20 protein-coding genes are annotated in these 21,597 nt (G+C 32.8%); 5 read left to right on the forward strand and 15 right to left on the reverse strand.

The genetic code is table 11. From position 1 onward, the window contains the following. Positions 1-46 precede the first annotated feature (46 nt). The 15 genes from ACFO3N_RS10600 to ACFO3N_RS10670 form a co-directional block, all read right to left on the reverse strand. The gene (locus ACFO3N_RS10600; RefSeq protein ID WP_379797559.1) at positions 47-931 is read right to left on the reverse strand and encodes a L,D-transpeptidase; all 885 of its coding nucleotides are present in this window, start codon (positions 929-931) and stop codon (positions 47-49) included. Positions 932-1,083: 152 nt separating this feature from the next. Beyond that, positions 1,084-1,908 (reverse strand): DUF4261 domain-containing protein, encoded by an 825-nt coding sequence (locus ACFO3N_RS10605; RefSeq protein WP_379797561.1) that lies wholly within the window; start codon positions 1,906-1,908, stop codon positions 1,084-1,086. A gap of 20 nt (positions 1,909-1,928) precedes the next feature. After that, positions 1,929-3,422: a S41 family peptidase gene (locus ACFO3N_RS10610; RefSeq protein ID WP_379797563.1), complete on the reverse strand. Its 1,494-nt coding sequence runs from the start codon at positions 3,420-3,422 to the stop codon at positions 1,929-1,931. A gap of 38 nt (positions 3,423-3,460) precedes the next feature. Beyond that, complete coding sequence (locus ACFO3N_RS10615) at positions 3,461-4,045, reverse strand: NUDIX domain-containing protein (protein WP_379797565.1); 585 nt, start codon at positions 4,043-4,045, stop codon at positions 3,461-3,463. A gap of 54 nt (positions 4,046-4,099) precedes the next feature. Then, positions 4,100-5,371 carry an adenylosuccinate synthase gene (locus ACFO3N_RS10620; RefSeq protein WP_379797567.1) on the reverse strand — a complete coding sequence of 424 codons (1,272 nt, stop codon included), beginning with the start codon at positions 5,369-5,371 and terminating at the stop codon, positions 4,100-4,102. A gap of 99 nt (positions 5,372-5,470) precedes the next feature. Beyond that, positions 5,471-5,935: a Fur family transcriptional regulator gene (locus ACFO3N_RS10625; protein WP_008462215.1), complete on the reverse strand. Its 465-nt coding sequence runs from the start codon at positions 5,933-5,935 to the stop codon at positions 5,471-5,473. 183 nt (positions 5,936-6,118) lie between these two features. Beyond that, positions 6,119-6,661, reverse strand: a complete 543-nt coding sequence (locus ACFO3N_RS10630) for a hypothetical protein (RefSeq protein WP_379797569.1) — start codon at positions 6,659-6,661, stop codon at positions 6,119-6,121. Positions 6,662-6,682: 21 nt separating this feature from the next. Further along, the gene (locus tag ACFO3N_RS10635; protein ID WP_248725963.1) at positions 6,683-8,902 is read right to left on the reverse strand and encodes a RelA/SpoT family protein; all 2,220 of its coding nucleotides are present in this window, start codon (positions 8,900-8,902) and stop codon (positions 6,683-6,685) included. Positions 8,903-9,161: 259 nt separating this feature from the next. Continuing rightward, positions 9,162-9,950, reverse strand: a complete 789-nt coding sequence (locus ACFO3N_RS10640; RefSeq protein ID WP_379797571.1) for a TrmH family RNA methyltransferase — start codon at positions 9,948-9,950, stop codon at positions 9,162-9,164. Between the two features lie 257 nt (positions 9,951-10,207). Further along, positions 10,208-11,293 (reverse strand): phosphoglyceromutase, encoded by a 1,086-nt coding sequence (locus tag ACFO3N_RS10645; RefSeq protein ID WP_379797573.1) that lies wholly within the window; start codon positions 11,291-11,293, stop codon positions 10,208-10,210. Between the two features lie 116 nt (positions 11,294-11,409). Further along, a complete protein-coding gene (locus ACFO3N_RS10650) occupies positions 11,410-12,741 on the reverse strand; it encodes a DUF58 domain-containing protein (protein WP_379797575.1) in 1,332 nt (443 codons plus the stop codon). 170 nt (positions 12,742-12,911) lie between these two features. Next, positions 12,912-13,925: an AAA family ATPase gene (locus ACFO3N_RS10655; RefSeq protein ID WP_379797650.1), complete on the reverse strand. Its 1,014-nt coding sequence runs from the start codon at positions 13,923-13,925 to the stop codon at positions 12,912-12,914. 111 nt (positions 13,926-14,036) lie between these two features. Next, positions 14,037-15,239: a DUF4350 domain-containing protein gene (locus ACFO3N_RS10660; protein WP_379797577.1), complete on the reverse strand. Its 1,203-nt coding sequence runs from the start codon at positions 15,237-15,239 to the stop codon at positions 14,037-14,039. Continuing rightward, entirely contained in the window at positions 15,232-16,008 is a 777-nt protein-coding gene (locus ACFO3N_RS10665; RefSeq protein ID WP_379797579.1) for a glycosyltransferase family protein, read from the reverse strand. Before ACFO3N_RS10665 ends, ACFO3N_RS10660 begins: the two co-directional genes overlap by 8 nt. A 9-nt stretch (positions 16,009-16,017) precedes the next feature. Further along, complete coding sequence (locus ACFO3N_RS10670) at positions 16,018-16,998, reverse strand: stage II sporulation protein M (RefSeq protein ID WP_379797581.1); 981 nt, start codon at positions 16,996-16,998, stop codon at positions 16,018-16,020. A gap of 20 nt (positions 16,999-17,018) precedes the next feature. Here ACFO3N_RS10670 and ACFO3N_RS10675 point away from each other — a divergent pair, with 20 nt between their 5' ends. From ACFO3N_RS10675 to ACFO3N_RS10695, 5 genes are all read left to right on the forward strand, one after another. Then, a complete protein-coding gene (locus ACFO3N_RS10675; protein ID WP_095931417.1) occupies positions 17,019-17,762 on the forward strand; it encodes an RDD family protein in 744 nt (247 codons plus the stop codon). A gap of 107 nt (positions 17,763-17,869) precedes the next feature. Continuing rightward, the gene (locus tag ACFO3N_RS10680) at positions 17,870-18,724 is read left to right on the forward strand and encodes a hypothetical protein (protein ID WP_379797583.1); all 855 of its coding nucleotides are present in this window, start codon (positions 17,870-17,872) and stop codon (positions 18,722-18,724) included. A gap of 176 nt (positions 18,725-18,900) precedes the next feature. Continuing rightward, positions 18,901-19,503, forward strand: coding sequence for a trimeric intracellular cation channel family protein (locus ACFO3N_RS10685; protein WP_379797585.1), 603 nt, complete (start codon positions 18,901-18,903; stop codon positions 19,501-19,503). 6 nt (positions 19,504-19,509) lie between these two features. Continuing rightward, a complete protein-coding gene (locus ACFO3N_RS10690; protein ID WP_379797587.1) occupies positions 19,510-20,487 on the forward strand; it encodes a GNAT family N-acetyltransferase in 978 nt (325 codons plus the stop codon). 12 nt (positions 20,488-20,499) lie between these two features. Next, positions 20,500-21,597, forward strand: coding sequence for a DegT/DnrJ/EryC1/StrS family aminotransferase (locus tag ACFO3N_RS10695; RefSeq protein ID WP_379797589.1), 1,098 nt, complete (start codon positions 20,500-20,502; stop codon positions 21,595-21,597).

The raw sequence follows: 21,597 nt of genomic DNA on the forward strand, positions 1-21,597 counted from the left end.
AACGATAGTATATCATTTCAGCTGATTCTTTTATTTATAGTATATTTTATAAAGTTTTTGTGGGATCGGCTTCTCTTAGGTTTTGATTTTCTAAGATTTCTTTTAAATAGGGTTTTACAGTATTTTCAATATTGCCTTGAGAGATATTTAAAGCTTCTGGATCTGAAGCCAATTTAAGCCACGGTTTTGGTCCATCAAAATCATAACTTCCAAAAACGATTACAGGCGTACCTTTTACTTTTACATTTTCTTTGTCTTTCAGAATCCATTCGTCAGCAAATTTGTAAAGGTATTTAGCATCTTTCTCTAATAATCTCAAACAAGAATGAGAAGCAGGATAACCAGGCAAATCATATTCGTGAAAGCCAACTCCTAATTTGTTTTCGATATTAAAATTCCATTTTAAATCCCATTCGTCATTAAAAGTACTGGTTGTTTTTTCTGCTTTCCAATTCGTGAAAAATAATCCTGTTGGAGTAGGATCTTTTTTTCTTCCCATATTTGTTGGTCCTGTTCTAACTAATTCACCATTTTCATAAGCCGCAAAAGTTTGGGTTGGATAAGAAAAAAGAATAATTTTTGAAACTTCCTCTAAAGCCGAAACATGAATTGGGAAGGGAAGATAATAAACTAAATCCCCACTAAAATCTGCTGGAATAACAACAGAATCCAGTTTTTTGAAATTAGCTTTATCAGTTCGATTTAAAGCATAGACAATATCCATTTTTGAACTATCAGCTTCATTAAGCTTCAGCCATTCTTTTGTTTTTTCAACTTGGTAAGAAACGGTTTCTGGTTTTTTATATTCAATTACTTTCTTTTTCTCTTTTTTGTTTTCAGTCAATGTTATCGTATCGGTTTTTTTGCAAGAACCTAATAAGACTAACATTAATAAAAGTAGGGCGTTTGCTGTGTAATATAACTTTTTCATAGGTCGTATTTTTATAAATATAAAGTTATGATTATGATAGCTGAAAAGGGTTACATAATTTTTGGAATAGGTTTCGGGATTTTCATTTTAAATTGATGAAAGAAAAGAACTCGTATAACTAAATTGTCTTTTAGATTTTGTAATTGAAGAAATTATACTTCTAATCTTAAAGTTTGCCCTTCCACAAAAAATCCTTTCGAAGCTGTAATTTTTATTTTCTGGTCTTCAGTATATCCTAAAGTTTCTCCGTTTCTCAATGTAATATCGCTATTAATAACATATGAAATAATGCTAGTAAAGAAATTAAACAGTTCTGGCAGCTCCAAAGGCGATTGTAAGACTTCCATTTCTTGTTTTTCAAATTCAGGCAATCCATAAGTATATATGTAGTTTCCTTGCTCAGAGGTTTTGATGCCAATATAAATCCATACTTGAACAGGAGATTTTCCTTGCTGTAAATCAGGAATGTTTTCCAAATATTGATCTCTAGGTATCAAAAGGGTTTGTTTTCCTTGATAAACGCCTACTGAATTTGAAGTGGCAAGAATAGAGCATAATAATTTGCTTAAAAGGGTATATCGTTCTACTTGACTTCCCTGTGAAGACATAACAGAAACGATTGCATGTCCCGTGTAGTTTTTTAAATCTTCTCCTGCAGTATGCCAATTGTATGCATATTGAATGGTTGTTGAAAGTTCTTCGCCAGGAATTTGTGCCGGCACATAAGCTATAGCTACTAATTCATTATCCAATTTAAAAACAGCAGAAGTATCATTTCCTGAAAAATTGACAATAGATAATCCCCAGAAATTTTTCAGGTTATCCATTACGCGGTCTATACTGTAACTTTCGTTGTTATTAAACAAAGGCATTGCAAGTAATACCCCTTTTTCGTCTTTCTGAGAAGTTTCGTCTTTTTGAGAAGTTTCGTTTTTCTGCGGAGTTTCTTTTTTCTTGAATAGGTCAAATAATCCCATGATTTAGGTTTTAGGTTAAGTTATTTTTGTTCGATTTGTTTCAAAGTATATTCCAATTGAGTATCTCTATTTTTCATAAAATCATCAAAAGTCTGTAAAATTTCATGATCAGGAATTATTCCTCTTCCAAAAATTTGATTTGCTTTTTTAGGAACATCTTGTTCTAGATTTACAATAGAAAACTGCGTTTTGATTTTTGTATTCGGTAATTCATATTCGATAGGAGTGTGGCCATTATGTCCGTAATAACCGCCCATGGTTTCTTCGCCAATTGCTATGGCATTTGTGTTACCTGCAACAAGCGAAGCAAATAGCGATCCGGCAGAAGCGATTCTCGAACTAATTAGCATATAAATTTGCCCTTTAAAACTGTTTTGATCAGGCTGTAATAAAGGATTGAATTTTTCGTCTTGAAAATATTTTCCATTTTCGAATTTCGGAAATTCTTCTTTTAATTCATCTTCAAAATCCTTGCGTTCTTCTTGCTGTTTTTTAGCATTTGTTTCTTCGTAAACAAAATAATTTGGGAAAGGTATTTTTTGAAAATTTACATAAGCTGAAGCATTTTCGCGATAAACCTTTTGTGCCAAATAAGAAAAAGTCACAATATCATTTGGATCGGTGCCACCGCCATTGTTTCTAACATCGATAATTAAGTTCTGAATTTCAGAATGTGTAGAAAGATATTGAAAACAGCTGTCCAAATATTTTTTATAGGCTATATGCTGTTTGTCTTTTGCATTTCGACCAATTACAAAAGTATGAACAGAAAGTAAGGCTGTTTTTCTTGAAATTACTTTAAATGAATATTTGTCTTTTGCACGGTTATATTGAAGGCTATCAATTGGTAAAGAAAATCGGTTTTTGAAGTTTTCTTTTCGAATTTCATTCGAAACAGGATAAATGGTTTTGGTCAGTCTTTGCGTTTGATTAGGAAGTGAATATTCAACTAAAAAGCTTTTTTGAGCACCATATTCCATTTGGAAATATTTAGCGAAAGAACTTCCAATTCCGATTGATTTTCCTGTAGTGTTGTAACCGTCTGTTGTGTAATACTTAAAGAGAGAGGTAAGTAGTTTTTTGGTCTCAATGCCATTAATGCTGTAAATTTGAGAGCCTAGCGGAATTTCAGCATTTTCAAAATTAAGAAGTAACTGATTTTGGATTAATTTTACGGGATATGGAAAGAAAACATTTCCTGATGAATATTTTTTCTCAAAATCATCAGGAAGTGTTGTGTCATTGTGCAGACTTCCTTCAAAATCGGTAATCTGCAAAAGTATTTTGTAGAATTCGATAAGTTCTTTTGGATCTTTGATCTTCGAAAAAGCCCAAGAATAAATACTGTCAATCTGTTGTTTTGTTCTGTATTTATAAAGTCCTGAATTGGCTTTTTCTCTTATTTCCTTAAACAAGATTAAATCTTGTTTGAGTTTTTCAGCTGGCCATTTTTTGTTTTGCGAGAGAACAAATAATGGCAAAAGAAAAATAAATACTATTCTAAGTTTGGGCATTTTAGATGGTTTGGTTAATCTAAAATACTCAAAAAAAATTAAATCAATCCTTTTATTTTAGCGTGTTGCAATAGCATAATCGTTTTAGCATCTGAAATTTCCCCAGATTCGATCATGGCATAAGCTTCATCAAAAGTAAATTCTAAAACTTCTATGTTTTCCTGTTCAGCATCCAATCCGCCGCCTTCGCTTACTTTCATGTTTTCGTTGTATTCGCCCACAAAAAGATATAAAATTTCGGTTACAGAACCCGGAGACATATACGTTTCGATTACTTTTTGGACTTTGCTTAAACGATAGCCAGTTTCTTCTTCTGTTTCGCGAATAATAGCTTGTTCAGCATTGTCTTTGTCTAAAAGTCCTGCGCAAACCTCAATCATCATTCCGGTTTTGTTTCCGTTAAGGTAAGTTGGTAAACGAAATTGTCTAGTTAGTACAACTGTTTTCTTGGCAGTATTGTATAGTAATATCCCAGCGCCATTTCCGCGATCATAAACTTCACGAATATGTGATTCTGTTTTTTCGTTTTCCTTTTTGTAATTAAAAGTTACTTTGTTCAATATGTACCAATTGTCTGAAAGCAATTTGGTATCTGTTATTTCGATTTCTGGATTCTTTCTCATTTGGAAAATTATTTCATAAAAAAAACGCCCTGATTATCAGAGCGTTTAAATGTATTATTTTGTTATTGTTTGTTTTCTGTCTGGTCCAACCGATACAATTTTGATTGGCACTTCGATTTCTTTCTCAATAAACTCAATATATTCTTTTAGCTCAATTGGCAATTGATCATAAGTTGTCAATCCAGTTAAATCTTGTTTCCATCCTTTAAACTCTTTGTAAATCGGAGTAACATTTTCTGGCTCAATGTTGTAAGGAAAGTGAGAAATGTTTTGTCCTTTGTAGTTGTATTCCGTACAAACTTTTAAAGTTTCGAAACCAGAAAGTACATCACCTTTCATCATCATTAACTGAGTAACTCCGTTAACTTGAACGGCATATTTTAAAGCAACAAGGTCTAACCATCCGCAACGTCTTTGTCTTCCTGTTACAGAACCAAATTCGTTACCCACTTTTGCCATTGTAGCACCAACCTCGTCAAAAAGTTCAGTTGGGAAAGGTCCGCTACCTACACGTGTAACATAAGCTTTAAAAATTCCGTAAACTTCTTTGATTTTGTTAGGAGCAATTCCTAAACCAGTACAAGCTCCAGCAGCAGTAGTGTTTGATGAAGTTACGAAAGGATAAGTTCCGAAATCAACATCTAATAAAGATCCTTGAGCACCTTCACAAAGAATCGATTTTCCAGCTTTTTGAGCTTGGTGCATGTATTCTTCACTATCAATGAAATCTAATTTTTTTAATTCTTCAATAGCTTCAAAGAATTCTTTTTCTAATTCAGCTAAATTATATTGAATAGCAACATCATAAAAAGCAATCATTGCTTCATGTTTGTCAGCTAAAGCTCTGTAACGCTCTTTAAAATCTTCTAGTTCGATATCTCCAACACGTAAACCATTTCTACCAGTCTTGTCCATGTAAGTTGGTCCAATTCCTTTAAGAGTAGAACCAATTTTTGCTTTTCCTTTAGAAGCTTCAGAAGCAGCGTCAAGCAAACGGTGAGTTGGTAAAATTAAGTGTGCTTTTCTAGAAATGATTAATTTCTTTTTGATATCAAGGTTGAATTTTTCTAAACCTTCAATTTCTTTTTGAAAAACTACTGGATCAATTACAACACCATTTCCGATGATATTTACCGAGTTTTTATGAAAAATTCCAGAAGGAATTGTTCTTAGTACGTGTTTAATTCCGTCAAATTCTAGAGTATGTCCTGCATTTGGTCCTCCTTGGAAACGTGCAATAATATCGTAATTTGAGGTAAGTACGTCAACAATTTTTCCTTTACCTTCATCTCCCCATTGTAATCCTAGTAATAAATCTACGGTCATTCTGTTTTAATTTGCGTTGAGACAATCTAAGTTGCCCTACTGATTATGTAGTTAATTTTATTTTTTTATTTTTTTTTCGAAAAGTCTAATTTGAAAAAACTATGAATTTGAGTTTTGCTTTTTGTTTCCGTAGAAATAAAGCGAGTGATTTGTGATTTCAATATCAAAAATTTCTTCGATAGTCTTTTTGATGGTTTGAATTCTTGGATCACAAAATTCGATTACCTCACCAGAATCTGTCATAATGATATGATCGTGCTGTTTATCAAAATATGATTTTTCGTAGTAAGCCTGATTTTGTCCAAATTGATGTTTTCTAACCAAAGCGCAGTCCAACAATAACTCGATCGTGTTGTATAAAGTAGCTCTACTTACACGATAGTTTTTGTTTTTCATTTTGATATAAAGGTTCTCTATATCAAAATGCTCCTCGCTATCGTAAATTTCCTGAAGTATAGCATAACGCTCAGGAGTTTTGCGATGCCCTTTTTGTTCAAGATATAGTGTAAAAACATTTTTTACAATTTCTTGATTCTTAGTGTTGTCAGTTGAAATAAGTGTCATATCCGGCAAAGATAATTTTTTATTTTTAATGAATAAAAGTTTCGGGTTTAAAGTTTAACGTTTAAACATGTTTTTGATTAGTTATAATGCACTAAATACAGGCTTTTACGTTAAAAATATTTTCAAAGGTTAATTTAGCTTAATTAACATAATTTTTTTAATTTATGAAAAAACTAACAATGGCTAACTTGATTTCGACATATACATATACCAGTTCCATTCCCAAGTTTTTCCTTTATCATCAGACATTGCTTGGCTCCAGACAGGATTCTTTTCGTCTCGAGCATCCCATCGGAATACTTGAATAACTGGTTTTTGATCAAAAACATCTTTAGAAAAAAAATGCCCCACTTTATTTTCAAAAGAACCCACTACAGGTTTGTCTAATATTCCCGTAGTAGAATCTGACCAGTAAATGCTCCATAATTTTGTTATCGGATTAAATAATCTTACTGTCATACCTTCAAAAGGTTCTCCATCAAAAGTGGCTAGAAAATTATCAATGTTTCCAATTCCATTTAAAATCTTGTACATTTCCTGTGTTGAAGGAAATTCAATCCACTCATCGCAATTCGTCAATCTGGATTTTAATTTTCTGTTGCGAATAACAGATTTTCCTTGAAAAAAATCAAAATCATCTTTTGATGAAGATTCAGATGCCGTAATTAAAAGCTCTCCATTTTCATCAAATGCTATTTTAGGAATTTCTAAGGATTGATTTTCCATGATTAATGTTTATGAATTAGTTTAAGTTCTATACTCTCTAGTAACCTTGTCAACTCCGTCAATTTTCTTGATGGCGCTAATCATTTTTTTCAAAATCGTATTGTTTTTAACAATTACGGCAACTTGTCCGTGGAAAATTCCAGCATCTGTACTAAGCGAAATACTTTGAATATTTACGCTCATATTGTTCGAAATTACCTTTGTCAATTGGTTGGTAAGTCCTAAAACATCCATTCCTGTAATATTGATAATGGCTTTGAATTCCTCTTGCGAAGAATCAATCCATTTGGCACTCATAATTCTGTAAGCGTAATTCGACTGCATTCCGATCGCGTTCGGACAATCTTTTTTATGCACTTTTATTCCTTCGTTAATGGTAACAAAACCAAAAACATCATCACCAGGAATTGGGTTGCAGCATTGTGAAAGTTTATAGTCTAACTTATCATGTTCGGTTCCAAAAACAAGCATGTCATAGTTACTGCTAATGACTGGTTTGTGAATATCCTCATCTGCGGTATCTTTCGTTCGCTTAATTTTATTTTTAAAGAAATTGATAAACGAATTGCTTTTCTGCGCCGCATAATCCTTTAACTGCTGATTTTCGATTGCACCAATTCCAACTCTATAAAATAAATCTAAACTTGTTTTTAGTTTAAAGAAGTTAACTAACTCGTTTGTTACCTGTTCGTTAAATGTAACTTTTAGGTGTTTTAATTTTCTAACAAGTAATTCTTTTCCTTCTTCCGCAATTTTTTTAGTGTTCTCGTTAAGAACGTTTTTAATTTTATTTTTAGCTCTCGAAGTCGTTACATATTCTAACCAGTTTACCGTTGGTTTTTGGTTTGGAGAAGTAATTACTTCAACCTGATCACCACTTTTTAATTCGTAGTTTAATGGAACTAGTCGTCCGTTTACACGAGTTCCGCGAGTTTTAATTCCGATTTCAGAGTGAATGCTGAAAGCAAAATCAAGAGAAGTCGCGCCTTTTGGCAACGATTTGATTTCTCCTTTTGGAGTAAAGACAAAGATTTCTTTAGAATACAGATTCATTTTAAAATCTTCCACAAAATCAACCGCATTGGTTTCGGGATTTTCCAACGCTTCGCGAAGAAGATTCAGCCAAGTATCCAGACCGCTTTCTTCTGTTGCGCCGTTTTTATATTTATAATGTGCTGCGTAACCTTTTTCAGCGATTTCGTCCATACGTTCGCTTCGAACCTGAACTTCAACCCAACGTCCTTTTGGGCCCATTACAGTAATGTGAAGCGCTTCATAACCAGTTGATTTTGGTGATGAAATCCAGTCGCGCAAACGGCTGGGGCTTGGGCGATAATGATCTGTTACGATAGAATATATTTTCCAGGCAATGAATTTTTCTTCATGCGGATCGGCTTTGTACACAATTCTTAGGGCGAACTTATCATAAACTTCATCAAAAGTTACGTTTTGCGCACGCATTTTTCGACGAATAGAATAAATAGATTTTGGTCTTCCTTTGATGATATAGTCTACACCTTCGCTATCTAAAGATTTCTTTAAAACATCTGAAATATCTTTGATATAAGCATCTTGTTCTTCTTTTGTTTCACGAATTTTGCTTACAATGTCATTGTAAACTGCCGGTTCTGTGTATTTTAATCCTAAATCTTCAAGTTTGGTTTTAATGTTATAAAGTCCCAAACGGTGGGCTAGAGGAGCATAAATATATAGAGTTTCAGAAGCAATTTTGGTTTGTTTGTATTCTGCCATCGAATCCATGGTTTGCATATTATGCAAACGATCGGCCAATTTGATCAAAATTACACGAACATCATCGTTTAAGGTCAGAATCATTTTTCTGAAATTCTCAGCCTGCATTGAAGCGTTCAAATCTTTTTGGACTAATGAAATCTTTGTTAAACCTTCAACAAGCTGTGCTACTTTCGGATTAAATAGGCGTTCAATTTCATCAACAGTTACAGGAGTATCTTCAACAACATCGTGCAATAAGGCCGCGGCGATAGAGGTCGCTCCCAGACCAATTTCTGAGGCAACAATTTTTGCAACTGCAATAGGATGAAAGATATACGCTTCGCCCGATTTACGTCTCTGTTCTTTGTGGGCATCAACGGCTACATCAAAAGCTTTTCGAATTAATTTTTTGTCTGTTGGGCTTAAAGTTTGGTAACTTATTCGAAGTAATTCCTTGTATTCCTGCGCAATAGCTTTGTTTTCTTTTTCAATATCTATTTCTGTCATAACGGCATAGTTCAAGTACTAAAAATAAGAATTAGTTTGAACATACGCAAGGCTATATAATTGTAGATTTTAGAGTGAAGATTTTAGATTTTCGAGGGTGCAATTTTTGTTTTTTTGTCTGTAAAAAAGGGCTTCGACTTCGCTCAGCCTGACAGCCGAAAAGGGGATTAAAAATAAATTACAATTTTTAAATCCCAAATTCCAAAAAGGAGCAAAGCGACTTTTAGAAAATCTAAAATCTAAAATCTAAAATCTAAAATCAAAACCCTCTTTGTCTTTTAGCTTCGAAAATTAAAATTGCAGCTGCGACAGAAACATTCATGCTGTCGATTTCTCCTTGCATTGGAATTATGATATTTTGGGTTGCAGCCTCACGCCATTCTTGCGTTAAACCTGTTGCTTCTGTACCAACGACCAAAGCGGTTGGTGTAGTAAAATTTTGAGTATGATATGAAGTTGAATTTTGTAAAGTTGCACTGTAGAAATTGATCTTTTTTTCTTTCAAAAAAGCAATAATTTCCTCAGATGTTCCTGTTGCGATTTGGTTGGTAAAAAGACATCCAACGCTCGAACGAACAATATTCGGATTGTACAAATCGCTTTTCGGATTGGCGATTAAAACAGCGTCTAAATTGGCTGCATCTGCAGTTCGTAAAACGGCACCAATATTTCCTGGTTTTTCTAAAGATTCTATCACTAAAATCAATGGATTATCTGATAACTTCAAATCTGATAATTTTAATGATTTGGTTTTCGCTATCGCTAAAATTCCTTCTGTAGTATCACGATAGGCCAATTTTTGATAAACCTCTTTATTGATTTCTATAATTTGAAAAGAATTTTGAATTAGTTTATCGATTTCCGATTCAGAAACTAATTCGGGTAAAAACAAAACCGTTTCGATTTCGTAACCGCCTTTTATGGCTAATGAAATTTCTCTTAAACCTTCAATCAAAAATGTTCCGGTTTGTTTTCTGGCTTTGGATTTTTCTTGAAGTAAAACCAAAGATTTGATAAACGGATTTTGAATTGAAGTGATTTGTTTCATTTTTTTAAGGCTCAAAGTTGCAGAGGGGCAAAGGTACAGAGTTTTTTTCTTCCTGCAAGGTTTTTAAAACCTTGTAGGTATAGCAATAAAGTTTCTTTTGCCACAAATTGCAATAATTTTTCGCCACAGATTAAAGAGATTCTCACAGATTAAATCATTTTTAATCCCTTAATCTGTGGCAAAACAAAATAGAAATTCGTAAAAATTAATGCAATTACTTCGCCTATTCGCTATCGCTCGGGTCGTTGCTGGAAAAATTATTTATCGAAAACTTCTTTAATCTCTGTTTCAACAGGATGATCCGTTTTGAAATTATATCCCATAATTTTTGCTAAAGTTTGAGCAAACTGTTTTTGATAAAGTTGAGAGTTCGTTTTGATTTCTCCCTTTGGAGCAATTTCTGGTCCCATTGCGGCGAACCAAATTTCTGAAGCACCTGGAACGTCAGAACCGTGATCTGTCCATTGCGCTTTTACTTTGTCTCCGCGTCCGTGATCGACTGTTATGAAAAGAGTTGTTTTGTTTTTGTATTGCGGATCATTTTGAACAAAATTCCAGATTTCCTGAATCCATTTATCGACTTGATTGGCTGCGTCCAAATACGAGCGGTATTGTGCGTGATGGGCCCATTCATCGGTTTCTCCATACGCAATGTAAAGTACTTTTGGTTTTTTAGTTTTCAATTCATCTAAAGCTTGATAATGCGTAAAAACATCTAGACATTCATCCATGTGAAATGGTTTATATGAATTGTCACGCATTTCATTTAATAAATGCTGAGCTGCTGTGGGTTTGTTTCCGCCCACTTTATCAAATGCAGAAATTACAGGAAATCCGCTTCTTTCTTCGTTTAAGATTCTATCAAAAGCATCCCATGCTCCAAAAGCAGCAATTTTTCCTTTTAATTTAGACTGCTGATTTAAAAATTCCAGAACATTCACATTAGGATTGGCTTTATAGCTGTTTGAATTGACTTTTAAGTCTACATTTCCAGTCATAATTTCGCTATAACCAGGATAACTAAACCAGTACGGATTGGCTACATCAACTTTATTTCCTAAATCTCTATTTCCATAAATCTGACCTTTCGAAGCAATTTCAGACCAGAAAAAAGGCATTAGCTTTTTACGAGCTTCTTTGACATCAGCATCACTATATTTTTTATAAATGTAAGCGCTATCTCCTTGATTGAATTTTTTGTCATTGGCAATCGCAGGATCAATTCCTTTAAAAACTTCCTGCCACCTAAAACCATCTGTAGTTATAATGATAATATTTTCTGTTTTTTGGGCTTGAGATTGAATGCTTAATAAAAGGAACAGAATTAAGATTGCTTTTTTCATTTTTTATCTGTTTTATGTTGTTATATTTAGATTATTTTCTTTCAAAACTAATTTAATAAAAGAGATAATAGTAAATTCAATCTTTAAAATAACCATAAATTAACAGATAAACATGGCTATAAAATCCCTCTTGACTTAATTTCCAAATATTTATTTATGGCGTCAAGCGTAAGATTTTCTGGCTGTGTTAAGACAGAATGGATTCCGTATTTCTTTAATTCGTTTACAATTAATCGTTTTTCGAACATGAATTTTTCGGCAATTACTTTATCGTAAACTTCTTGAATCGTTGCTGTTTTTTTATTGATGATGGAATTAAGTTCTGTATTTTGAAAGAAAACCACAACCAATAAATGGCTTTTGGCAATTCCTTTTAAATAAGGCAATTGACGATTTAGACCATCCATTGTTTCAAAATTGGTGTATAGAATGATCAAACTTCTTTGATTGATGTTTTTTTTAATGTCAACATACAATCGGCTGTAATCACTTTCGAAGAAATCGGTTTTTACATTGTATAGCGTTTCAAGAATTTTCTGCATTTGCGAGGCTCTTCTTTCAGCAAAAACTCGATTTTCTACTTTTTTAGAAAAAGAAAAAAGACCTGCTTTGTCTTGTTTTTTCAGAATCACATTCGATAAAACCAAGGAAGAATTAATGGCGTAATCCAATAAACTTAATCCGTCAAAAGGCATTTGCATGACGCGGCCTTTATCGATTGCCATATAAACCGATTGCGATTTTTCGTCCTGAAACTGATTGACCATCAAGGAGTTTCTTTTTGCAGTCGCTTTCCAGTTCAGCGTTCTTAAATCGTCGCCTTGAACATATTCTTTAATCTGCTCAAACTCCATTGTGTGGCCAATTCGGCGTATTTTTTTAATTCCGTATTGAAATAAATTGTTTGAAAAAGCAATCAAATCATATTTTCTTAATTGAATGTAAGAAGGATAGGTCGGAACCATTTGATTGTTATCAAAAGAAAATCTTCTAGAAATAAGTCGTAAAGGCGAAGAAACGTAAATGTTTAAAGAACCGAAATGATATTCTCCGCGTTCTGTTGGACGAAGATCGTAACCAACTTCTTTTTGCGTGGCCGCTTTTATTGTTTTTTTTATTTTGAAGTCGCGAATCTGAAATTGAAACGGAATTTCATCAATAATCTTCACCGAAATAGGAAAAGTATAATGGTTTTTAAGATGGATTGTAATGGGATTTAAATCTCCGTTTGATAATTTTTCGGGCGTAATTCTTTCTGCTTCTAGTCCTGTTCTGGATAAATATAAAAGTAAAATGTCAAGTCCTAAAAAAGTAACCAAAACTAAAACCAACAACCAAACTGCATTATACATATTTGGAAAAATAAAGGCACAGATAAACAATCCTATAATGCCTATTAGCACATAGAAAAAGAAATTATTCAGATACAGACTTTTTATGAATTTCATTTTTTTGTTTCAAGTTTCAAGTTTCAGGTTTCAAGTTTTACCTCTGTTTGTCAGGCTGAGCGAAGTCGAAGCCCTTTATACCCTTATATTTCGCTCGGGAGACAAGTGTTGTTTGCAAATTTTTCAGTTTCAGAATAACTGTAAACTGAAACTGCTACTGAAAACTTAAATTATCTCGGAATTTCTACTGTTTCAATAATCTGTTTAATGATTTCCGAGCTTGTAATTCCTTCCATTTCACGTTCTGGCGCAACAATTACACGATGTTGTAAAACTGGAATAGCCGCTTCTTTAATGTCTTCAGGCGTAACAAAATCGCGTCCGCGGATTGCCGCAAAACCTTTTGATGCGTTCAAAATAGCGATAGAAGCACGAGGCGACGCCCCTAAATATAAAAAGGCATTTTCGCGCGTATTTACTACAATTCGGGCAATGTATTCCAGTAAATTTTGTTCTACTCTAATTTGTTTTACCAAAGCTTGATATCCTTTGATTTCCTCTCCAGAAAGAATAGTTTTAATGGCATCTAGTTTTCCGTGATCTTGTAAAGAATGTTCTCTTTGGATAATTAAAATCTCCTCATTCAATTTTGGATAATCAATTGTAATTTTAAAAAGAAAACGGTCCAATTGCGCTTCAGGCAAACGATACGTTCCTTCTTGCTCTACAGGATTCTGAGTTGCAATTACCAAAAAAGGAGCTTCTAATTGATAAGCAGAACCGTCAATTGTAATTTGGCGTTCTTCCATAACTTCAAAAAGTGCAGCCTGTGTTTTTGCAGGAGCACGATTGATCTCGTCAATTAAAATCAAATTAGAAAAAATGGGTCCTTTTTTGAATTCAAATTCTGAGTTTTTCAGATTGAAAATTGAAGTTCCTAAAATATCAGAAGGCATTAAATCGGGAGTAAACTGGATTCTGCTAAAATCAATATTTAAAGTTTTAGCCAATAATTTAGCCGTAATTGTTTTGGCAACTCCAGGAACACCTTCTAAAAGAACGTGACCGTTTGATAAAATAGCCACCAAAAGCTGATCAACCATTTTGTGCTGACCCACAATTACTGTTTCTATTTCTTTCTTAATCGTGTTTACGTGTTCTAAAAGAGGCGTTAAGTTAATTCTCGTTTCAAAATTCACATTTTCGTTTGTGATTTCGTTTGATGTTGTATTGATGTCGTCCATAATTTGGTCTGTTATTTTATGTTTTTTTTTTGCCACAGATTAAAATGATTAGCGCAGATTATTTTTTATAAAATTATTTTAATCCTTTTAATCGCTGGCAAACTATTCTAGTTAATGTAAAATCTTTTCTATTGCTTTGTTTAGTCTAAGGAGGTCTTCTTCCAGACTTCCGTGATAACTATTTCGGTGATCATTAATTAATTGCACCAAGTCTCGAATATCTTTTTCGTCTTTTCCTGTTTTATAATGCAATTTGGTTATAAAATCATCATCGAGTTTGGTTGTATCAAGCAAATAATCGGTTCTTATTTTTTCTAAAAAGTAAATAATCTTTTTATCAATGATATTCGTGTGATCACCTTCCTGATAATATAAATTTCCAACTGTTTTGGTAAAGTCAACGGTTAAATTCTGTAACGGTTTTATAATTTGTACAATACGCTGTTTTCGTTTTGCATTGAAAATCATAAAAATAAGAATTCCGATTAAACCTAAATACCAAGCCGATTTTAAAGCGGGCTGACTCCAGATATATCGCAACGGAGAACTTGAAATTCGTTGGTCGTTAAAGCTTTTATTGTACCAAAAAATATTTCCTTTCGGAATATAGGACACCAGATTTTCGGTGTACTGATAATAATTTTTTTTCAGCAGATTATAATTGGTAAAAGCTACTGGCTGCGTGTGCAGATAGAGATAACCATTTTTATAAGGCACTTCGATAAAATTGACTTGTCTTTTGTTTTTAGTACTGTTTTGATAGCCTAAAACTTTGGTGCTTAAAGTGTCTATTTTTGAAAAGTAATCGCTTAATCCTGTATTAAGAGTATATTTTTTAGAGTTTACTTTTTTATTTGCCATCCAAACCGAAACGCTGTCAACGGGCATAAAATCGGTTTTTAATTCGATTTTTAAAGAATCCAGCAATACTTTCGGAAATACTTTCATGCTTAGAAAAGCATTATTTCCGTGAGAAACAAAATATAAAATTTCTTTCATCGACTGCTCGTCAATATTATTAACTTCAGAAATGTTAACAAAAGTTCCTTTTATTTTATACGTTTCTACATTCTCTCTGGCATCATATTGCGAATCTAGGTATTCGTAAGGAGTTTGTGTCGAAATTCTTTCTACTTTCTGTTTAAAAAGGCCGTCTGCTTCATGATCAAAAATGTATAAACCAAACGGAATTTTATCATCAACGGAGTACGTAGGCGTCCAGTCAATAGGTTTTGGCTGTCCTTTGTCTACTAATAATGTTATTCCGAAAATTAAAACCAGAATAGCAATGTATATTTTAACTTTATTATCCATTACCAAAGGTTTTTAATGCTTTTTTAAATCTGTTTTCAGTCTTTCTAAATGTTACGTCGTCAATTTCAAATTCGCCGTACCAAATATAATTGTACAAATAAGAAAGATAGGTGAACTCTTCTTTATGCGCAGGGTTGTATAATTCGTACAAATAATCAGAATTGGTTTTTTCGATATCCCATTCAATATAATTATTCTGTGCCATTACCTTTAAAAGCCATAAATAATAATATCGAATTGCAATTCTTCTTTCGCCCGCCTCAATGCTTTCTCTAATAAGTTTTTCGAAATCTAAAAGATGAATGTTTTTCTCGGCATCAGAATAAAATAATGTTTTTTTATTGGCATTTTTTCCAAAAATCCATCTTCCTTCTTGTTTGGTTAAGGCTTTTGCAATAAAATAAATCAAAACAATTACGACCAAAACAGCAATTATTCTGAATAAAATAACAACAAAATTTAGTGATGTTTTTACGCTGCTGAAATTAAATAAATTAAAAATTAGTCTTGCTAGCCAATGCTTAAAGTGATCCCACCAGTTTTTTTCGGGCGCTTTGTATTCGTAAATAAATTCTTTGTCGGTATATTTTTTCTTGAAATTCTTTTCAAAATGTTTGGTTTCTACAGTGCCAGAATCTATTTGAATGTCTTTTTCGGTATATTTAATTGCAGTAATTTTTGGAGGATCTTCAGTAATAGGAATAGAATCCTGAGCCTGAGAAATACTACAGCACAAAAGAAAAGATAAAATAAATAATAATCTTGTCATTACTTGGTCTTAAAGTTTTTCGGCGGTTAAAGAATGAATTTTTTTGTGTACAATGAAAGGGTATATCAAGTAATAAAATGAAATTATTGCAAGCGTAAACAAGATAATAAAACTGCTTAGCCAATTAGGCATATCGATAGAATATCTTGTAATAAAACCTTCTAAAAATCCTGCGCTTATTGTAAAAGGGAAAGTGCTTAAGAATATTTTGAAGCTATTTTTGAAACCAATTTTAAAAGAATTCATTCTCGAAAAAGTTTTAGGAAATAGGATAGAAGCGCCTAAAATAAATCCAGCGGTTGTTTCAATAACAATTGCGAAAATTTCCATAGAACCATGAATCCAAATTCCTCGAACGCTTTTCCAGAAGACGCCCTGTTCGTAGAAAAAGTATTGAAAAGAACCCAGCATGATACAGTTTTGAAGAAAGATATTGAAAGTTCCAATTCCTGCAAAAATACCGTAGAAATAACATTTGGCGCCTACAAAAAGGTTGTTTACAGTAATGCCGATAAAACTTCCCCAATTACTGCCCGAACCGTATACGGCCATCGGATTGCCTTTTTTTATGTTTTCTAAAGTCATATTGACGTAATCATCGCCTAAAATCAGACGTACAAAATCACGATCGTAGCGAGCAGAAAGAACTCCGATTGAAACGGTAACAAAAAACAAGACAAAAGCATATACCAAATACCTTCTGTATTCGTAAACCAATAAAGGAACTTCGATTTTAAAGAAATCTATAACTCGATTCTGGTCTGTGCGTTTGGTTTTATAAATCTTTTGATAAATCTGAGAAGCAAGATGATTTAAATATACAACCGTTTTACTTTTAGGATAATACGTTTGCGCATACGATAAATCATTCATCATTTGAATGTACAAATTAGCTAATTCATCAGGATTTTTTTTAGCTTTACCAAAAATTGCCAGCTCAAACTCGAGCCATTTTTCTCTGTTTTGTTTTATAAAGGCGATTTCTCTCATTGTAGGCTAAAATATGAAATATGTCAGAATTATCTATTAATACGACACAAAATGTCAAAATAAATTTTATTGCCGCTTCTGTTGGTGAAAGACTAGGAGCTTTTTTTATTGATTTGTTCATTATAATCTGTTATATAACTGCGCTTTCAATAATACTTTTTGATTGGTTACAGCTAGATAGACTGATGGTTAATTTGGATGGTTGGTCGCGTGGCGCGATTTTTTTACTGCTCTATTCGCCAGTTATAGTGTACTCGCTGGTTTTAGAAAGTGTTTTTGAAGGACAGTCATTGGGTAAAAAATTATTGAAGATTAAAGTCGTTAAAATTGACGGTTATCAAGCGGGTTTTGGAGATTATTTAATTCGATGGTTTTTTAGAGTAATTGACTTTTTTACTTTTTTCGGTCTTCCGGGACTTATTTCAGTTATTACGAGTCAGAAATCGCAACGATTGGGAGACATGGCGGCAGGAACAGCAGTAATTACTTTAAAGAATAGAATTAATATTAGCCATACTATTTTAGAAGAAATTGGTGAAGCCTATGTGCCAACTTATCCTTTGGTTATTAAGCTTTCAGATAATGATATGAGAATTATTAAAGAAACCTATCAAAAGGCAGCGGCTAAAAATGATCATGAGGTTCTTTACAAATTAGTGGCAAAAATTGAAAGTGTAACAGGCATTAAAAATCAATCTGGAAACAACATCGATTTTATTCGAATAATTTTAAAAGATTATAATTTTTATACTCAAAACATGTAATTTTTTTCTTTGAATAATTATTTGATTTTTCTAATTTTTGCTGATAATTTTTTATTTTTTCTTCGTAAATTTATATGTAGATAATTAATTCATAAATTTCCAAACAAATGAAAATTACAAAGCCTTTTCTCGTATTACTAGTACTGTTATCTGCTTGCGTAAGTTTTGCTCAAAGCGGAAAAAAATTAGATAAAATTATAAAAAGAGATTATCAGATTATTGAATGTACGGTTTTAAAAATGTCTGATAAAACAGTAGAGTATTCACTTCCAGGCGAGACGGTTCAGATTTCGCTAGACGTTTCTCAGATTGCGAAGATCGATTTTGCAAGCGGAAGATCTCAAACCTTTGACATTTCTCCAAACGCAACAAACAGTGCTCAAAGTACGTCATCTCCAAACATAGTCAGTGCAGAGAAACAGCACAATACAATTGCTGTATTGCCAGTTCCTTATGTAAATGCAGATAATCAGCAAGGTTCTGAGGATATGGCAAAATTTGCTCAAAACGATTTGTATAATAAGTTATTAGATAAATCAGCTAATATTTTTCCGTTGACGGTTCAGGATTTAAGAACCACAAACAGTCTATTGCACAAAGCTGGAATTGATCATAATAACATTGACGAAACGCCAATAGAAGATCTGGAAAAAATATTAGGAGTGGATAATATTGTTGCTGCAAAAGTTTCATACACCATTGGAACGGGAACTACAGCAACCACTTATGATAGCGGAAATGCTAAAGTAAGCAACAACAATAAAAAAGTAACCACCAGCGATATTTCGACTACAACAGCAAACAACCAAACCTATTATTACTATACGGTTTATTTTGATATGTACAGAAACACAGATAAAATCTATTCTCAAACCCGTAAACCTTTGCTAGCATTAAAAGACGGATGGATGGATTCTATTTCATATTTATTAAAAAGAAGTCCGATTTATGTAAAAAAATAGTAAGTATTTCTATGAGTTGGATTGGCTAAGATCGTTCTTTACAACTATGTAGCTTTGATACTTTGCTTTTTTGTAGCTTAGAAAAAAGGACAGGTTTTTTTCGGAGTCAGATTTACTAAGATTATTCCTTACAACTTTGTAACTTTGACGCTTTGCATCTTTGTAACTCAGAAAAAATGTTTCACTTACTTGATATTATTGGGACAATGGCGTTTGCTATGTCCGGCGCCCTAACAGCAATGCATAAAAAACTAGATCCGTTTGGTGTTTTTATCATTGCATTTGTTACTGCAGTTGGAGGCGGAACGCTTCGCGATGTCTTAATTGGCAGAACTCCTGTTGGCTGGATGCGTGACATGCAATACGTATATGTGATTATCTTGGGATTTTTTCTAGCCATTATTTTCAGAAAAAGATTTGACAAACTTCGAACCTCATTGTTTCTCTTTGATACCATTGGACTTGGAGTTTTTACTTTAATAGGTCTCGAAAGAGGGCTTATAACGGGACTTCACCCAGCAATTTGTATCGCGTTAGGAACAATGACTGCTTGTTTTGGCGGTGTAATTCGTGATATTTTATGTAACGAAATTCCAAACGTTTTTCGAGAAGAAATCTACGCAACCATCTGTATTTTGGGTGGAATTGTTTTTTTTGGATTACGAAAATTAAATTTAAATGACGATATCTTATATTTAGTTACTTCTCTGGTTATTATTGTGGTTCGATTAATGGCGGTTAAATACAAATGGCATTTAAAAGCATTTGATCACATGTAATTCAGTATGGCGAAATTTATCATTAAAAAATACGATCAGAAAGATTATTCGGTTTGGAACGATTTTGTTGCTCAGGCTAAAAATGCAACTTTTTTGTTTCATCGCGATTTTATGGAATACCACAAAGATAGCTTTGAAGATTTTTCGCTTTTGGTTTTTGAAGATAAAAAGTTACTTGCTATTCTTCCTGCCAATAAAAAAGAAAATGCGCTACATTCTCATCAAGGTTTAACTTATGGAGGACTGGTTTATAAAGAACAAACCAAACAAAAAGTGGTTATCGACATTTTTAGAGAGGTGTTGTTTTTTCTGAACAAAAATAATTTGGATAAATTATACTTTAAAACTCTTCCTTCCATTTATCATTTGAAACCTGCAGAAGAAATTTTATACAGTTTATTTCTGGCAGAAGCAAAGCTTGTGAGAAGAGATTCTCTTTCTGTAATTGATTTACAGCAAGAAAAAACAATTTCTAAAATTAGAAAAAGAGGACTAAAAAAGGCAATTTCCAACGAATTGATTATTAAAGAAGAGAATCAGTTTGAATTGTTTTGGAGCAAAATTCTTATTCCGAATTTAGAAAAAACACATCATGCAGCGCCAGTTCATTCCATTGATGAAATAAACAGATTAAAATCGCTTTTTTCTGAAAATATTCATCAGTTCAATATTTATAAAAATGACGAAATTGTAGGCGGAACGACGATTTTTGAAACAAAAAATGTGGCACATTGCCAGTATATTTCAAAAGATCCGGACAAAGAAGATTTAGGAAGTTTAGATTATCTTTTTCATTACCTCATTAATGAACGTTTTGCTGAAAAACGTTTTTTTGATTTCGGAATTTCAAATGAAAATCAAGGAAAAAATCTAAACGAAGGATTGACCTATTGGAAAGAAAGTTTTGGATCTAGCACCATAGTACATGATTTCTATGAAGTCGATACTGCAAATTATACTAAATTAGAAAGCATTCTTATTTAAAACAAAACAGAGATGATATCTTTTCTTGACCTTAAAAAAATAAATGAACCATATGAAACCGCTTTTCAGCAAAAACTGAAATTGGTTTTAGAAAATGGCTGGTACATTTTAGGGAAAGAAGTGGAAGCATTTGAAAAGGCTTTCGCTGAATATTGTAAATCTAGATATTGTATTGGAGTTGGAAACGGATTGGATGCTTTAGTTCTTATTTTTAAAGGGTATATCGAACTCGGAGAACTTAATAAAGGAGATGAAGTTATTGTTCCAGCAAACACTTACATTGCGAGTATTTTGGCTATTCTACAAGCTGATTTAGTTCCTGTTTTGGTTGAACCAAGACTAGAAACGTATAATATAAATCCAGATTTAATTCAGGAGAAAATAACTCCAAAAACCAAAGCTATTTTAGCTGTTCATTTATACGGACAAATAGCCGAAATGGAGAGCATAAATGAAATTGCAGAAAGACATAATTTAATTGTCGTTGAAGATGCAGCACAATCTCACGGAGCTGAAAATCTAAAATCTAAAAGCAACAATATAAAATCAGCAATCGCCTATAGTTTTTATCCAGGAAAAAATTTAGGATGTTTGGGCGATGGCGGAGCGATTACTACAAATGATTCGGAGTTGGCAAAAGTGCTTTTTTCGCTTCGAAATTATGGTTCGGAAAAAAAATATTATAACGAATACATGGGTTTGAATTCGCGATTAGACGAATTGCAGGCAGGTTTTTTAAATCTGAAATTACCCCATTTGGATTCAGATAATGATAAAAGAAGAACAGTTGCAAAACGATATTTAACTGGAATTAAAAACAAAAAAATAACGTTGCCATTTTGGGATTTTTCAAACAACCATGTCTTTCATTTGTTTGTAATTCGAACAGAAAGTAGAAATAATTTACAAGAATATTTAACTCAAAACAATATTCAAACGGTTATTCATTATCCAATTCCGCCACATCAGCAAAAAGCTTTTCCACAATGGAATAATCTGTCATTTCCAATTACAGAGAAAATCCATAATGAAGTTCTGAGTCTGCCAATGAGTCCAGTTTTAACCGAAGTTGACGTTGATTTTATCATAGAAATTCTAAATCAATATTAA

The sequence above is a fragment of the Flavobacterium chungangensis genome, from assembly GCF_042654045.1.
Lineage (GTDB): Bacteria > Bacteroidota > Bacteroidia > Flavobacteriales > Flavobacteriaceae > Flavobacterium > Flavobacterium chungangensis.

Coding starts and splice junctions, on each gene's coding strand:
- ACFO3N_RS10600 (WP_379797559.1), bottom strand. CDS start 931: ATGAAAAAGTTATATTACACAGCAAACGCCCTACTTTTATTAATGTTA.
- ACFO3N_RS10605 (WP_379797561.1), bottom strand. CDS start 1,908: ATGGGATTATTTGACCTATTCAAGAAAAAAGAAACTCCGCAGAAAAAC.
- ACFO3N_RS10610 (WP_379797563.1), bottom strand. CDS start 3,422: ATGCCCAAACTTAGAATAGTATTTATTTTTCTTTTGCCATTATTTGTT.
- ACFO3N_RS10615 (WP_379797565.1), bottom strand. CDS start 4,045: ATGAGAAAGAATCCAGAAATCGAAATAACAGATACCAAATTGCTTTCA.
- ACFO3N_RS10620 (WP_379797567.1), bottom strand. CDS start 5,371: ATGACCGTAGATTTATTACTAGGATTACAATGGGGAGATGAAGGTAAA.
- ACFO3N_RS10625 (WP_008462215.1), bottom strand. CDS start 5,935: ATGACACTTATTTCAACTGACAACACTAAGAATCAAGAAATTGTAAAA.
- ACFO3N_RS10630 (WP_379797569.1), bottom strand. CDS start 6,661: ATGGAAAATCAATCCTTAGAAATTCCTAAAATAGCATTTGATGAAAAT.
- ACFO3N_RS10635 (WP_248725963.1), bottom strand. CDS start 8,902: ATGACAGAAATAGATATTGAAAAAGAAAACAAAGCTATTGCGCAGGAA.
- ACFO3N_RS10640 (WP_379797571.1), bottom strand. CDS start 9,950: ATGAAACAAATCACTTCAATTCAAAATCCGTTTATCAAATCTTTGGTT.
- ACFO3N_RS10645 (WP_379797573.1), bottom strand. CDS start 11,293: ATGAAAAAAGCAATCTTAATTCTGTTCCTTTTATTAAGCATTCAATCT.
- ACFO3N_RS10650 (WP_379797575.1), bottom strand. CDS start 12,741: ATGAAATTCATAAAAAGTCTGTATCTGAATAATTTCTTTTTCTATGTG.
- ACFO3N_RS10655 (WP_379797650.1), bottom strand. CDS start 13,925: ATGGACGACATCAATACAACATCAAACGAAATCACAAACGAAAATGTG.
- ACFO3N_RS10660 (WP_379797577.1), bottom strand. CDS start 15,239: ATGGATAATAAAGTTAAAATATACATTGCTATTCTGGTTTTAATTTTC.
- ACFO3N_RS10665 (WP_379797579.1), bottom strand. CDS start 16,008: ATGACAAGATTATTATTTATTTTATCTTTTCTTTTGTGCTGTAGTATT.
- ACFO3N_RS10670 (WP_379797581.1), bottom strand. CDS start 16,998: ATGAGAGAAATCGCCTTTATAAAACAAAACAGAGAAAAATGGCTCGAG.
- ACFO3N_RS10675 (WP_095931417.1), top strand. CDS start 17,019: ATGTCAGAATTATCTATTAATACGACACAAAATGTCAAAATAAATTTT.
- ACFO3N_RS10680 (WP_379797583.1), top strand. CDS start 17,870: ATGAAAATTACAAAGCCTTTTCTCGTATTACTAGTACTGTTATCTGCT.
- ACFO3N_RS10685 (WP_379797585.1), top strand. CDS start 18,901: ATGTTTCACTTACTTGATATTATTGGGACAATGGCGTTTGCTATGTCC.
- ACFO3N_RS10690 (WP_379797587.1), top strand. CDS start 19,510: ATGGCGAAATTTATCATTAAAAAATACGATCAGAAAGATTATTCGGTT.
- ACFO3N_RS10695 (WP_379797589.1), top strand. CDS start 20,500: ATGATATCTTTTCTTGACCTTAAAAAAATAAATGAACCATATGAAACC.